10 protein-coding genes are annotated in these 14,290 nt (G+C 68.6%); 4 read left to right on the plus strand and 6 right to left on the minus strand.

Annotation, left to right across the window (positions count from 1 at the left end):
- The first annotated feature begins 62 nt into the window (after positions 1 to 62).
- On the plus strand, positions 63 to 581 hold the full coding sequence (locus B5X90_RS13245; RefSeq protein ID WP_079553759.1) for a DinB family protein: 519 nt from the start codon (positions 63 to 65) through the stop codon (positions 579 to 581).
- A gap of 81 nt (positions 582 to 662) precedes the next feature.
- Here the strand turns inward: B5X90_RS13245 and B5X90_RS13250 are convergent, their stop codons facing one another.
- From B5X90_RS13250 to B5X90_RS13265, 4 genes are all read right to left on the minus strand, one after another.
- A complete protein-coding gene (locus tag B5X90_RS13250; protein WP_079553761.1) occupies positions 663 to 1,712 on the minus strand; it encodes a GNAT family N-acetyltransferase in 1,050 nt (349 codons plus the stop codon).
- Positions 1,713 to 1,733: 21 nt separating this feature from the next.
- Complete coding sequence (cydD, locus tag B5X90_RS13255; RefSeq protein WP_079553763.1) at positions 1,734 to 5,372, minus strand: thiol reductant ABC exporter subunit CydD; 3,639 nt, start codon at positions 5,370 to 5,372, stop codon at positions 1,734 to 1,736.
- 8 nt (positions 5,373 to 5,380) lie between these two features.
- Positions 5,381 to 6,430, minus strand: a complete 1,050-nt coding sequence (gene cydB / locus B5X90_RS13260; protein WP_079553765.1) for a cytochrome d ubiquinol oxidase subunit II — start codon at positions 6,428 to 6,430, stop codon at positions 5,381 to 5,383.
- A 63-nt stretch (positions 6,431 to 6,493) separates the two neighbouring features.
- Complete coding sequence (locus tag B5X90_RS13265) at positions 6,494 to 8,089, minus strand: cytochrome ubiquinol oxidase subunit I (RefSeq protein ID WP_079553767.1); 1,596 nt, start codon at positions 8,087 to 8,089, stop codon at positions 6,494 to 6,496.
- A gap of 319 nt (positions 8,090 to 8,408) precedes the next feature.
- On the opposite strand from B5X90_RS13265, the gene B5X90_RS13270 reads away from it, so the two are divergent.
- Both B5X90_RS13270 and B5X90_RS13275 read left to right on the plus strand, forming a co-directional pair.
- Positions 8,409 to 8,795 carry a BlaI/MecI/CopY family transcriptional regulator gene (locus tag B5X90_RS13270; RefSeq protein ID WP_018772400.1) on the plus strand — a complete coding sequence of 129 codons (387 nt, stop codon included), beginning with the start codon at positions 8,409 to 8,411 and terminating at the stop codon, positions 8,793 to 8,795.
- A gap of 6 nt (positions 8,796 to 8,801) precedes the next feature.
- Complete coding sequence (locus tag B5X90_RS13275; RefSeq protein ID WP_079553769.1) at positions 8,802 to 9,791, plus strand: M56 family metallopeptidase; 990 nt, start codon at positions 8,802 to 8,804, stop codon at positions 9,789 to 9,791.
- A gap of 102 nt (positions 9,792 to 9,893) precedes the next feature.
- On the opposite strand, the gene B5X90_RS13280 is transcribed toward B5X90_RS13275, so the two are convergent.
- Together B5X90_RS13280 and B5X90_RS13285 are read right to left on the minus strand one after the other, a co-directional pair.
- A complete protein-coding gene (locus B5X90_RS13280) occupies positions 9,894 to 11,420 on the minus strand; it encodes a M20/M25/M40 family metallo-hydrolase (RefSeq protein ID WP_079553771.1) in 1,527 nt (508 codons plus the stop codon).
- 227 nt (positions 11,421 to 11,647) lie between these two features.
- Positions 11,648 to 13,756 carry a DNA gyrase/topoisomerase IV subunit B gene (locus B5X90_RS13285; RefSeq protein ID WP_079553773.1) on the minus strand — a complete coding sequence of 703 codons (2,109 nt, stop codon included), beginning with the start codon at positions 13,754 to 13,756 and terminating at the stop codon, positions 11,648 to 11,650.
- 250 nt (positions 13,757 to 14,006) lie between these two features.
- Here B5X90_RS13285 and B5X90_RS21665 point away from each other — a divergent pair, with 250 nt between their 5' ends.
- Entirely contained in the window at positions 14,007 to 14,228 is a 222-nt protein-coding gene (locus B5X90_RS21665; protein WP_026266251.1) for a DUF7455 domain-containing protein, read from the plus strand.
- The last annotated feature ends 62 nt before the right edge of the window (positions 14,229 to 14,290 follow it).

Consider the following 14,290-nt stretch of genomic DNA (forward strand, 5'->3'; position numbering starts at 1 on the left):
CCGCGCCGGCCGCAGCGACGGGTCGGGATGCCTGCCGGAACAAATGCCCTTACACTGCTGGCATGCCTATCATTCCGGATTCCAAGGACTGGACTTGGGTCCTGTCGCGGCCCTGCCCCGAGTGCGGTTTCGATGCCTCCGCCGCGACCCCGGCTACGGTGCCGGGGAACGTCATCAGCATGCTCCCGCGGTGGCGTGCAGCTCTCCGACGGCCGGACGCGACGGAACGCCCCAACGAGGCCACGTGGTCCGTCCTCGAGTATGGCTGCCACGTCCGGGACGTCTTCACACTTTTCGATCACCGTCTGTCCCTCATGCTGTCCGAGGACGATGCCCGGTTCGACGACTGGGACCAGGACAAGACGGCAATCGAGCAGGACTACGCCAACGCCGACCCAGCCCAGGTCGGCGTCGAGCTGACTACCGAGGGCGAGCAGATTGCCGCGTCCTTCGCGCGAGTCCGTGAGGAGGATTGGGACCGCAAGGGGACCCGGAGCAACGGCTCAGTGTTCACTGTCCTGACCTTCGCGCAGTATTTTCTGCACGACGTCGTCCACCACCTCCATGACGTGGACGGCTAACGCGAAGAACCGGCGCGGGGGCGGCAGTCGCGCGGACGGCCGGCGGGCAGGCGCAGGGTCTGCGGTTTCCTATGACGACCCCTACGGCGCTGCCGGCTGAAGCTCCTTGTCCCACGCCATGCTCCGGTTGACGGCCACGTAGCCCATCTTGATGTAGAGCGCGAGGGCCCCGGTCGGGTTCTCCGAGTCGACATCCAGCGACGCCACGTCCATGCCCGCGGCCGCGAAGCGGCGCATGGCATCGGCCAAGAGCACCTGCGCGATGCCCCGGCCACGATACTCGCGCCGGACGCCGAGGAGCTCCGTGTAGCCCTCGCGGAAGCCGCGGGTCAGGGCGGCCTCGGCGTCGTGGGTGGCCAGCTGGTACCCGGCCACGGTGCCGGTAGAACGGTCCAGCACGACGCCGCTGAGGTCCGGCCGGGCCTGCGGATCATTCACCACAAAGCCCCAACCCTCCTGGTCGCGGGGCTCGCTGCCCCAGTGGTCCTGGAATGCCGCGTTATGCGCCAGCCGCACCGGTTCGTGCCACTCCGGCGCAAATGTGAGGAGCTCCAGTCCTGGGTCCAAGGAGGATTCAGGCACAGCCTGGTTCAGTGGCCGGTGCATCTCGTTGTAGTAGCGGACAATGCCGTAGCCGGAACTGGCGAACAAGGCGGCCTGGTGCTGGTGCTGCTGCTCGGTATACAGCCGCAGTCTCGGGCGCGGGACCACGGCCCCGGCGCCGCCCGCATCGGCGCCCGCGGCCGGCCGTGCGTCCTCGGCAAAGCGGTCCCTGGTCCGCTGTTCCATCCAGCCCAGCAGCGCGGTGCCGATCCCGTTCCCCTGCCACTCAGGGTCTACGCAGCCGGAGCCGTTCGCCTTGTCGCCGTCGCGGTTCTTGGTGATCCGGCCGTAGGCCCGGGCAACGCCCTCCGGATCGAAGCCGATGATGGTGTTTGCCGTTGCCGGGTTATTTTTCGACTCCAGGATCTGTTCCAGGTCCGCCTGGCGCTCAAACCAGACGGGTTGCTCGACGGCGGCCGTGCGGGCAATCAGCCCGGCCCACGCGTCGAGGTCGCGGCGCTCCGCCGGCCGCCAGGACAGCCGGGAGTCGAGTGCGGGCCGGGGGTGGAGCTCGCCGTTGCGGTTCATGGCAACAGGCTAATAGGCCGGCTACCCCCGCGCCAGCACGGCCGCCGTCGCCGGACCCTCGCCCGCGGCGGCAGCCACGGCTGCGGCGTCCAGGTCCAGTCTGGTGTCCGCGGCGTCGATATCGTCCGGGTTGTGGGTGACCAGGACAACGGTCCGGTCGCGCAGCCCGTCGCGCAATTCGGCGAGCATGAGCCTGCCTGACTCCGCATCGAGGTGCGCCGTCGGTTCATCGAGCAGGATGACGTCGGCCCCTGTCATGAGCGTGCGCGCAACGGCCAGGCGCGTACGCTCTCCACCGCTGAGGAAGGCCCCGCCCGGTCCGATCCGGGTGTCCAGGCCTTCCTCAAGCCGGGCCAGCATCGGGCCGAGTCCGACGGCGTCGAGGGAAGCCCGCATCTGCTCGTCCCCGTTGGCCATCGCGCCGCCGCCGGGTCCACGCTGCGCACTGTCCGTACTGGCAGGAGCTGGCTCCGGCCGCGCCAGAAGAAGGTTGCCGCGGACGGTCGAGTCGAACAGGTGCGCCTCCTGCGGGCACCAGGCGGCGCGTCCGCTCAGGTACAGGTGGCCGCCGGCTGCCGGCAGGAACCCCAGGATCGTGGCCAGCAGGGTCGACTTGCCGGAGCCGGAGGCGCCGGTGACGGCCAGCCAGCGCCCGGGTCCGGCCTCGGCCGTGAGTCCGCTGAAGACATTCCCGCCACCAGGCCACGCGGCAGCGAGGTCCACGAGTTCAATCCCTGGCCGGCCGCCGGACCGCGAAGCCACGGACACCAGTCCGCCCGCAGCGGCCTCGCCGTCCGGGTCATTGTTCGCCCCCGCCTCCAGGACTCCTGCCGCGCTGATCCGCCGCATCACGGCGCGCAGCGCGGGATACTGCCGTACGGCCGTGGTGATGGCTGCGTAAGGGTCCACCAGTGCCAGCTGCACGAGGACGACGACGGCAACAGTCTCCGGTTCGACCGCGCCGCTCAGGGCGAGCGGTGCGGCCAGCACGGCGCTGGCCAGGGCAGCCCCGGCGCAGGCCAGGACGGTCAGGGCCTGGCCGAGACCCTCCGCCCAGGCCGAGCGCTGTGAGGCTGCCGTCGCGGCCCGGTCCGCCCGGCCAATCGCATCGAGCACGGGGGCGCTGACGCCGTTCGCGTGCAGTTCTGCGCGGGCGTCCAGGGCAGCGGCAACGTGGCGGAGCACACCGGAACGGAGGTTTTGTTCGGTGCCGGCAGACATACGGTCGGCGGCCAACGCCAGGGCGGGGGCGCCGACAATGCTCAGCAGCGCTGCCGCGCCCACGGCAGGCAGCGCCGCGGGAAGCAGCAGCCCGATCCCGGCCACTGCGGCCGCGGCGACAGCGACGGCGGTCACGGGCGGCAGCACGACGCGGGGCAGGAGCTCGCGGACCGTGTCGACGTCGTCCACCACAGTGCCGAGTACGTTGCCGCCTTGCAGGAGCCGGCGCAGCGACAGCGCGCGGCGGCTCAGCGACTCCCAGAGCCGGCCCCGCAGCCGGGTCAAGGCGGCGAACACGGCATCGTGCAGCAGCAACCGCTCGGAGTACCGCAGGCACGCCCGGCCGACGCCGAAAAACCTTACGCCGACGATCGCGGTGAGCAGGTACAGGATGGGCGGCTGTTCACTGGCCCGGATGATTAGCCAGCCGGAAAGCCCCGCGAGGGCGACGGCGAACAGCGCCGCCAGCGTGCCCACGGCTCCGGCGGCGGAGAACCGGCCCTTGACCGGGTCCAGCAGGCGACGCAGCTGGGCCGGGACCGAACCGGACGGGCCGGCTGCGCCGGAGCCGGCGTCGGCGTCTTTTGAGCTGACTGAACCGGCGGCCGCGGCAGGTGCGGCGCCGGTTTCGGGGCGGCCCGGGGCCGGAGCCGGGTCGTGGCCCAGCCTCTGACTGTGGCCCGGCGCCGCGGCAGCCGCGGCAGCCGCACGGAGCGGCGCCCGGGTGGGCGCCGCCTGCACGCCCGGGTCTCCCCCGGCGGATGCCGGCAGTGGCGGGACGAGGGCCGGAGGTTCGCCGGCGTGGTGGCCGCCGGCGCCCGGCGTAACCGCGACGAGAGTGTCGGCAAGGTCCCGGGTGTGCCGGTCGTGCGCAACGAGCAGCACGGTGACCTGTCCCCGGAGCCCGGCGAGGGCCCGATTGACCAGTGTGGCCGATCCCCGGTCCAGATGGGCGGTGGGTTCATCCAGGAGGAGTACGCTGGCGCCGGCCTCGATCCTCGCCAGCCCGCGGGCCAGAGCAACCCGCCTCAGCTCCCCCGGACTCAGCTCGGCCGGGTGCTTGGCGGCCAGGTGCCCCGCGCCCACGGCTGCCAGGCACCGCTGCGCTGCCGCATCGGCTTCCGCGCCCGCCTCAGTGCCGGCCGCCGCGGCGGCTTCATCGGCGGGAACGCCGAGATACAGTCGGATCTCGGCCAGCACCGTGGAAGCCAACATGACGGGATGCTGTGGCACCCAGGCGACCTCCGCCGTCGTGAATCCTCCGAGGCGTCCGGAGACGGCGGTCCCCGCGCCGGTTCCGATGGTCCCGGCGAGGACTCCGAGCACGGTGCTCTTGCCGGCGCCGCTGGCCCCGTCGAGTGCCGTGATCTGGCCGGCTGCGGCGGCGAAGCTCAACGGTCCGACGGCGGCGTCCGTGCGACCGCCGAAGCGGACGGTCAGTCCGTCCACGGTGACGGCGGGCAGACCGGCAGCAGGACCGGAGGCCGGCGCCGGATCAAGGGGCGCGGCGCCGGGATCCGCGAGGACCGCGGTGGTTTCGGCGAGCGCTGCCCGGCCGTCGTCGCTGGCGTGGTGTGCCGTGCCGAGCTCCCGGAGCGGCAGGTAGCAGTCGGGAGCGAGGATGAGCGCAAGCAGCCCTGCCTCAAGCGCCATGTCGCCGTGGACCAGGCGTACGCCGATGAACACGGCGACGACCGCCACGGAAATCGTCGAGATGAGCTCCAGGGCCAGGGCGGAGAGGAAAGCAGTGCGCAAAGTCCCCATGGTCCGGGAACGATACTCCTCGGACATGTCCTCCAGCGCCCGGCGCTGGGAGGAGGCCCGGCCCAGGCCGACGAGGACCGGCAGGCCTTTGGCGAGCTCGAGCATGTGCCCGGAGAGCCGGGCCAGTGCGGACTGGGCGTCCCGGACACGTTCCTCGGTGTACCGCCCGATCAGGATCATGAACAGCGGCACCAGCGGCACCGTCAGCACGATCACCACCGCACTGACCCAGTCGGCGAACAGGATGCGGGCCCCCAGCAGCAGCGGAATGGCCGCGCAGTTCACCAGCGCGGGCAGGAACTGGGTGTAGTAGTTATCCAGGGCATCCAGCCCCCGGGTGGCCAGCACGGCGAGACCGCCGTCGGCGGGCCCGGCAGACCGCGTGCCGTTCCTGAGCGCCTGCTCCAGCAGTTGCGAGCGCAGCTCCTCCTTGACTCCGAGCGCCGCCCGGCGTGAGGCCACGGACTGGCCCCATACTGTCAGTGAGCGCAGCACGGCCCCCGCGGCGCCCAGGACCAGCTGGTCCGCCCAGGCGGGGTCATGAGCGGCGAGCCCGGCGAGCATCGATGCCACAGCCTGCGCCATAAGCACGAGCGAGAGCGCTTTCAGGGCGGCAAGCAGTCCCAGCAGGTAGAGGGCGGAACGGGTCGAGGGGCCGGCGGGGAACGGTCTCATCAGGGAAGTTAGTCCTTCGGTGCCAGCGCTTTGGCGGCGATCGCGGGAAGGAAGCTGTGCGCCTCCGGGATGTGTGCCGCGCTCACCCGGCGCCGGAACACCCAGTACGTCCAGGCCTGGTACGCCAGGACCAGCGGCAGCCCGATGCAGGCCACAATGCTCATCAGGCCCAGGGTGTAGTCCGAGGACGAGGCGTTGGAGACGGTGAGATTGAACGCGGGATCCAGCGTGGACGGAAGGACCACGGGGAAGGCGGCACCGAAGATGGAAGCGCTGCCGAGCAGGAGGAATGCACCCAGCGACATGAAGGCACGGCCTTCAGCACCCTTGCGGGCGAAATTCCACGCCAGGACCGCGGCGACGACGGCGGCGGCCACGGCCGCGATGGTCCACGCCTCGCCGCTGAGGAGCTGGAGGCTCACCGCCCAGCCGGCCATGGGCAGCAGCAGCACGGGCAGCAGCCGGACGAACCAGGCCCGCGCCCGGTGGCGTACCTCGCCGTCGGTCTTCAGCGCCAGGAACCCGAGCCCGTGCAGGAGGGAGAATCCGACGACGGCGAGCCCGCCGAGCACGGCGTAGCCGCTGAACCAGGCAAACGGGCCGCCCTCGCGGTCGCCGTTGGCGTTCAGCGGCAGGCCCGTGGTGGTCAGGGCCAGTGCGGCGCCGACGCCGAAGGCCGCGACGAACGACCCTGCCGAGATGGCCCAGTCCCAGCGGGCGCGCCACCGGGGGTTGTCCACCTTGCCGCGGTATTCGAAGGCGACCGCCCGGAAAATGAGCGCCACGAGGACCAGCAGGAGTGGCAGGTACAGGGCGGAGAACAGCGAGGCGTACCAGAGCGGGAACGCCGCGAAGGTGGCGCCGCCGGCGGTCAGCAGCCAGACTTCGTTGCCGTCCCAGACCGGGCCGATCGTGTTGATCAGCACGCGGCGTTCCGTGTTGTTCCGGGCGAATCCCTTCATCAGCATGCCGACGCCGAGGTCGAAGCCCTCGAGGAAGAGATAGCCCGTCCACAGCACCGCGATGGCAACGAACCAGATGGTGGGTAGCAGTTCCATGCTGAGAATCCTCTGCGTATATTTCGTGTGGGGTTGCTGGGTGGCGGGTTGCCGGGCGGGCGCCTAGTAGGCGAACGCCAGGACGTCGTCGTCGGGTTTGCCGGGACCGCCCCGGGGGGTGTTGTCCTCGTTTTCGTCCACGGGGGCGTGGGCGAGTTCCGGCATGGCCGAGGCCACGCCGCCTCGGATGTACTTGACCAGGAGCTTGACCTCCACCACCAGCAGCACAGCATAGATGGAGGTCAGGACCACGAGGGAGGTCAGGATCTCTCCGGCCGAGACTCCCGGTGAGACGGCCGCGGCGGTGAACATGAAGACCTGGTCGATGCCGCTGGGGTCCGGGTTGGGGGCGACGACGAACGGCTGGCGGCCCATCTCGGTGAAGATCCAGCCCGCCGCGTTGGCACCAAACGGTGCCAGGATCCCGAACACGGCCAGGCGCATGAGGCCGCGTGAGGCCGGTACGGTGCCCTTGCGGGTGGCCCACAGTGCCAGAAGGGCGGCGAGGGCGGCCACGCCGCCGAAGCCGATCATCATCCGGAAGCCCCAGTAGGTGACTTCCATGACGGGCACGTACTGGATTTGCTGTCCGGCGCGGTCCCCGTAGATGGGGTTGTCCGGCAGGGTGGTGCCGTACTTGGCCTGGTACTCGCCCAGCAGGCTGTTGACGCCCTTGACCTCCGTGGTGAAGTCGCCCTTGGCCAGGAAGGACAGGATGCCGGGAACCTCGATCACGGCCACGATGTCGTCGCAGTTCTTGGCGCCGAGGTTGCCGACGCTGAGGACCGAGAAGCCGGTGCCGTCGTGGCAGGCTGCCTCGGCGGCGGCCATCTTCATGGGCTGCTGCTCGAACATGAGCTTGCCCTGCAGATCTCCGGTGACGGCGGTGCCCGCGAAGGAAATCATGGCAACGACGGCGCCGATCCTCAGCGAGCGGATCCACACGGTGTGGTCACTGCGGTCCCGGCCGAGGATGCCGGCGGCCTCGCCGGGACTCACCTTGCCATCGGCCCCGATGGTGTCGATGCCGTCGTGGCGGCGGCGCCACAGGTGGTACCAGGCGATGCCGAGCAGGAATCCACCGGCGACGGCGAGGGCGCCGAAGAGAGTGTGGGGCACGGCTACCAGGGCCGTGTTGTTGGTGAAGACGGCCCACGCGTCGGTCATGACGGGCCGGCCGTTGACCATTTCGACGCCGACGGGGTGCTGCATCCAACTGTTGGCCACGATGATGAAGTAGGCCGAGAAGACGGAGCCAATGACGGCGATCCAGAGGCAGGCCAGGTGGACGGCGGGCTTGAGCTGTTTCCAGCCGAAGATCCACAGGCCCAGGAAGGTTGACTCGACGAAGAACGCCAACAGCGCTTCCAGGGCCAGCGGGGCGCCAAAGACGTCACCGACGAAGCGGCTGTACTCACTCCAGGCCATGCCGAACTGGAACTCCTGCACGATGCCGGTGGCCACGCCCATGATGAAGTTGATCAGGAAGAGCTTGCCCCAGAACTTGGTCATGCGCAGATATTCCGGCTTGCCGGTGCGGTACCAGAGCGTCTGGATCACAGCCACCACCAGGCCGAGGCCGATCGTGAGCGGCACCATCATGAAGTGGTAGACCGTGGTGATTCCGAATTGCCAGCGTGCGATTTCCAAGGCGTCCAAGGCAGTCCCTACTTTTGGCTAGGTCCGAGCAACTTCTACGTGGCGTAGAAATAAGTCTTCTACAGAGTGTAGAACACATCGGCGCTTCCCCGTAACTCAGACTCCCACGGCACGTCACGGCCTGCAATGGAAGAAAGTCCCTGTCCCGCCACCCCGGCCGCCGGCGCGACACGCCGGGCCGCCGTGTTCTACTTCATGTAGAAAGAATGCGCAAAACGCGGTAAATTTGTAAACGAAGTATTCACATACACCGCCCCGGCAGGCACCAGCAGTTTCCCAGCATGACGCCGGCGCGGCTTGGCATAGAAGGATGTACGCAATGGCAAGTCTCGGTGAACTGGAACGGGCAGTGATGGACCTGCTCTGGGCAGGCCAAGAAGCTGCGACGGCCAACACTTTGCGGGACCTCCTCGCACAAAGCACCCAGCCCCAGGACGGCAGCGCCGGACACGTGGGCAAGGATCTCGCGGTCACCACGGTGCTGACCGTACTCTCGCGCCTTGAGCGGAAGGGCCTGGTGGAACGCGAACGCGGCACCCGCCCGCACCGCTACCAGGCCGTCTCGAGCCGGGCGGACCACACCGCGGAACTCATGCACGAGGTCCTCGGCTCCGCTCCTGACCGCGAAGCCGTCCTGGCCCGGTTCATTGGTTCCGTCACGGATAACGAGGCAGAAACCCTGCGCAAGCTTTTGGGCCGCAGCTAGCGCCCGATGTTCTGGACCTCATATTTTCTGGCGGTCCTGGCGATAGCATTGGCGTGGCCGGTGCCTATCCTCCTTTCCCGTGCCCAGTGGCCGGCCCGCTCCCCCTTCACGGCGATGCTGCTGTGGCAGGCGATCGCCCTGGCCGGTGGCCTGTCCATGATCGGCGCCATGCTGGTTTACGGGCTCGAGCCGGTCGGGGACAACCTGCTCTCGGGCCTGCGGGCGCTGGCTGGCATGGTCTTCCACAACGCCCCCACCACGGAACTGGGCTTCTGGCACATCTTTGCGCTCTCGGCCGCGGCCCTGTTGACGGCGCACCTGGTATTTACCCTGCTGCTGACCTACTACAAGATCCAGCGCCAGCGCCGCCGCCACCGCGAACTGCTGGACCTCCTGGCTTCACCGTCCTCCGACGGCCCGGGGACGATGGTCCTGAACGTGGACTCGCCCGTGGCGTACTGCCTGCCCGGCGGCGCACGGTCCGTGACGGTTCTCTCCGACGGCCTCATGGCCGCCCTCGAGCCCGATGAATTGCGTGCCGTGCTGATTCACGAGAACGCCCACCTGAGCCAGCGCCACCACCTCCTGCTGTGGGCCTTCGCCGCGTGGCGCCAGGCGCTGCCGTGGCTGCCCACCACCAGGCTGGCGCAGGAGTCGGTCAACTCCCTGATCGAGATGCTGGCCGACGACGTCGCGCTCAAGACGGAGAGCAAGGCGACCCTGATCAGGGCGATTGCCATTGTGGCCAGCGGGTCCCCGGCCACCCCTGCGGTGCGCCTGGCATTCGGCGAGCCCGGCGGGGCCGACGGCGACCCCAGCCAGCCCGGCGCCACCGGAGGCAGTGGCTCGGCGGGTACGACGGCGTCGCGCGTCAGCCGCCTGCTCTCGCCGCAGCCGCCGCTGTCGGAACCGCTGCGCGCCGCTGTCCTGGCCTGCTGCGTGCTGCTGCTGGCCGTGCCGACGGCCCTGCTGCTGGTCCCCGGCCTGCTCGGCTAAGGCTGGCCCCTGCCAGTCATGCCATCAGGCCCCGACGCCGGACCGCCCCGCCACAGGAGCGGCGGAGCGGCCGGTTTCGCGCCAGGTTAGCCATCGACGCCGCTATCTCAGCAGCTTGCTGGCCTTGAATTGGAGGTCGACGTTGCCGGACCCGTTGCCCTTGGACGTGCCATTGATCGCCGAGGTTGTCATGGCGAAGGTCAGTGTCGAGTGGGCGATTGCGTCGGCCATTTGCTCCAGCACAGTGGTGTTGACGTTGCCGATAGTGTCGCAGGCCTGGTGGTAGCAGGCGTCATGCGCCACGTTCGGTGTCCCGCCGAACACCGCCGCTTCCGCCACCGTCTTAAGGTCTTCCGCGCCGGTGAACAGGCCACCCGCCGGAATCCCGTTGTTGATGAACCCGGAGTAGTCCGAGCGCCCGTCGAACTGCGTCGGCGCCGTGGGCAGGTTCTGGGACTTGAAGTAGTCCAGGAAGACCTTCTCGACCAGCCCGGAGCCATTGGGGCCCTTCGTGCCGAAGGAGGAGCCGTCGCCGTCGTAGACGAACCGCACAAAGTTCGGCGAGCCGACCATGTCGAAGTTGAGGTTGACCGCGTGGGCCTTGATCTGGCTCGCCGTCAGCTGGGATGTGTAGAAGTCGGAGCCGACAAGTCCGGGCTCCTCCCCTCCCCAGAAGGCGAAGCGGACCCTGTTCACGGGGGCCTGGCCCGACGCCTTCAGCTGGATCGCCGTCTCGAGGATGGCGGCTGTCCCGGTGCCGTTGTCGTTGATGCCCGGCCCTTCCGGCACGGAATCCAGATGCGCCCCCACCAGGACGGTGCGGTCCGCGCGTCCGCCGGTGTCGGCCAGGATGTTGAACGAGGTCAGCTTGGTGACGGTGGAGCTCACGGCGAGGTGCATGCTGACGCCGTTCAGCCCGGCGAGTTCGGCGCCGGTGGCGAAGCTGGTGCTGACCACCGGGATACCTGCCTGGGGCGCGTCCAGCGTGCCGCCGAAGAGGGCAAAGCGCTCGTCCGCCGGGTCGACATTGCCCTGGTTGAAGATGATGACGCCCGCCGCCCCGGCCGCGGCGGCGTTGTCCGCCTTGACCCGGAAAGTGCAGGTGCCGCGCTGGACCAGGGCGATGTTGCCCGCCGTGAACCCGCCGAAGTCGGCTGCCTCGCAGCCGCTTGTGGAGGCCCGGTCGCCGGCCAGGTTGATGTCGACGGCGCTCAGCGGGGCCGTGACGTTGCCGGAACCGGAATAGTTCATATCGAGGAAGCCGTCCGGGGTGTCATAGGCGTAGGTTCGTGGGGATGGCGAGAGACGCTCCATCGACGCCGAGACGGTGTCGTAGCGCTCGTAGGGGAAGGTCTGGCGGACCGGGCTGTAGCCGGCGGCCCACAACTTGCGCTCGATGTACTGGGCCGAGGCCTCGTATCCCGCGGTGCTGGCAGCCCGCGTGCCACCGTTGGCGTCCGCGACGGCCTGAAGGGCCGCGAGGTGTTTCATGATGTTTGTTGCCGATACGGCAGCGCGCAGGGGTGCCGTGTTTGTTCCGTTGTCAGCGAGTGCAGGCGGCGCAAGGCTGGCCGCCAGTCCGATCGAGGCGGCGATGGCCGCGCGGCGGATATTCCGGCGTTGCTTCATAGGGTTCTCCTGGATTCGGCTGCGGAATCCAATCCGGGCGTCCTTGCCCGCATGGGTGAGATGAAGCTATCGGAAGCACCTTGGGCAAAGGTTGAGAGAACCAGACGCCGGCGAAGCAGCCGCGACGGCAGAGATTTCCGTCGCCAGGGCCGTCCCCGCCGGCGGGACGCCGGCGGGACGCCGGCGGGACGTCAGGCGGGAGGTCAGGCGGGACACCGGGCGGGGCGTCAGGCGTCGATGCGCTCCCGGTCCAGGTTGGCGGCGCCGGCAATGATGAAGTCCTTGCGCGGCGCCACGTCCGAGCCCATGAGGAGGTCGAAAGTCTCTTCGGCCTGCTTGGCGTTCTCGATCCCGACCTTGCGGAGCGTCCTGTGGCGCGGGTCCATGGTGGTTTCGGCCAGCTGCTCGGCATCCATCTCGCCCAGCCCCTTGTATCGCTGGATCGGCTCCTTGTAGCGCTTGCCCTCCTTGGCGAGCCGCGCCAGCAGGACGTGGAGCTCAGCCTCGGAGTAGGTGTAGATCATCTCGTTGGCCTTCTGGCCGGCGTTGACCACCTCTACGCGGTGCAGCGGCGGGACGGCGGCGAAGACGCGGCCCTCGTCGATCATCGGGCGCATGTAGCGGAAGAAGAGCGTCAGGAGCAGGGTCCGGATGTGGGCGCCGTCGACGTCGGCGTCGGTCATCAGGATCACTTTGCCGTAGCGGGCGGCGCTGATGTCGAACGTCCGGCCGGATCCGGCCCCCACCACCTGGATCAGGGCAGCGCACTCGGCGTTGGAGAGCATGTCGCCCACCGAGGCTTTCTGGACGTTGAGGATTTTGCCGCGGATCGGCAGGAGCGCCTGGAAGTCGGAGGACCGCGCCAGTTTGGCCGTGCCGAGCGCGGAGTCACCTTCGACGATGAAGAGTTCGGAGCGGGCGACGTCGTCGGTGCGGCAGTCGGCGAGCTTGGTGGGCATCGAGGAGGTTTCCAGCGCATTCTTGCGGCGTTGGGTTTCCTTGTGGACCCGCGCGGAGATGCGGGACTTCATCTCGCTGACGATCTTTTCCAGCAGCAGCGCGGACTGGGCCTTGTCGTTGCGGTTGGCGGAGGTCAGCTTCGCGGTGATCTCCTGTTCCACCACCTTGGCCACAATGGCCCGGACGGCGGAGGTGCCCAGGATTTCTTTCGTCTGGCCCTCGAACTGCGGTTCGGCCAGCCGGACGGTCAGGACCGCGGTCAGGCCGGCGAAGATGTCGTCTTTTTCGATCTTGTCGTTGCCGGCCTTGAGCTTGCGGGCATTAGTCTCCACGGCCTTGCGGAAGGTCTTGAGCAGGGCCTGCTCGAAGCCGGACTGGTGGGTGCCGCCCTTGGGCGTGGAAATGATGTTGACGAAGGTCCGGACGGTGCTGTCGTAGCCGATCCCCCAGCGCAGCGCGACGTCGACCTCACAGTCGCGTTCGACCTCCGCGAGCTGGCTGTGGCCCTTTTCGTCGAGGACGGGGACGGTTTCCTTGAATTTCCCGGCACCGTGGAGGCGCCAGATATCCGTGACGGCGGGGTCGGCGGCGAGGAAGTCGACAAATTCGGAGATGCCGCCGTCGTGGTGGAAGACCTCCTCATGCGGGCCCGATTCGCCGGGCGTGCCGGCAATCCTGCGCTCGTCCCGGACCGTGAGCTTCAGTCCGGGGACCAGGAACGAGGTCTGGCGGGCACGCGCGGCGAGGTCATCGTAGGAGAATTTGGCGTCGGGCGTGAAGATCTGCCGGTCCGCCCAGTAGCGGATCCGGGTTCCGGTAACGCCGCGCTTGGCCTTGCCCACAACATCGAGCACAGAGCCGTCGATGAAGGGTTCGAAGAGGGTCGCGGGGTCCGGCTTGGTGCCCGGATCCTTGAACCGGCCCGGCTCGCCACGGCGGAAGGACATCTTGTAGGTTTTGCCGCCGCGGTCCACTTCGACGTCGAGGCGGGCCGAGAGCGCGTTGACCACCGAGGCGCCCACGCCGTGCAGGCCGCCGGAAGCGGTGTAGGAGCCGCCGCCGAACTTTCCGCCGGCGTGCAGTTTGGTGAAGACGACCTCGACGCCGGTCAGCCCGGTTTTCGGTTCGACGTCCACAGGGATGCCGCGGCCGTCGTCGTGGATCTCGACCGAGTTGTCCGCGTGGAGGATGATCTTGATGTCGTGGCCGAAGCCGGCGAGGGCCTCGTCGACGGAGTTGTCGATGATTTCCCAGAGGCAGTGCATGAGTCCGCGGGAGTCCGTGGAGCCGATGTACATGCCCGGGCGCTTGCGGACGGCCTCGAGGCCCTCCAGCACGGAGAGGTGCCGGGCGGTGTAATCAGAACTGGGTGCCACGGGTCGTGAACTCCTTACAGGATCGGGACGGCCACCGCAGCGTGCGCAGGCGGCAGTCACAGAATTTGACGCTCTTCCTAGGTTAGTCGGACTCGGGGTGATCGATGGTCTGCCACTCCCCGCGGGGACTCTCCGGCCACCCGCCGTTACTGAGACGTGATACGCGGACAGCGAAAGTAGGCCATCCGTGCCATGGTTTGGCCACGAATGCTGGTTATATAGGTATACCGATCTACTAAGGAGGCCGAACATGACAACAGCAGTTGCGGACCGCACACTGACCGCCGCAGACCGGTGCGATCGTTGCGGAGCACAGGCATATGTCCGAGTTGTCCTCGGTGCCTCCGGCGGTGAGCTTCTTTTCTGCGGCCACCACGCACGCGCCGTAGAACCGACACTCAAGCCGCTCAGTTCAGACTGGCATGACGAGACTGACCGCCTTCACCAGAAGGCTCCGGTTCCGGTCGACTAGACCGCACCGGATTCAGCCCGACGCCCCACAGGGTTGCGGGCGACCTGAGTCCACTGCATCAG

The sequence above is a fragment of the Arthrobacter sp. 49Tsu3.1M3 genome, assembly GCF_900168135.1.
GTDB lineage: Bacteria > Actinomycetota > Actinomycetes > Actinomycetales > Micrococcaceae > Arthrobacter.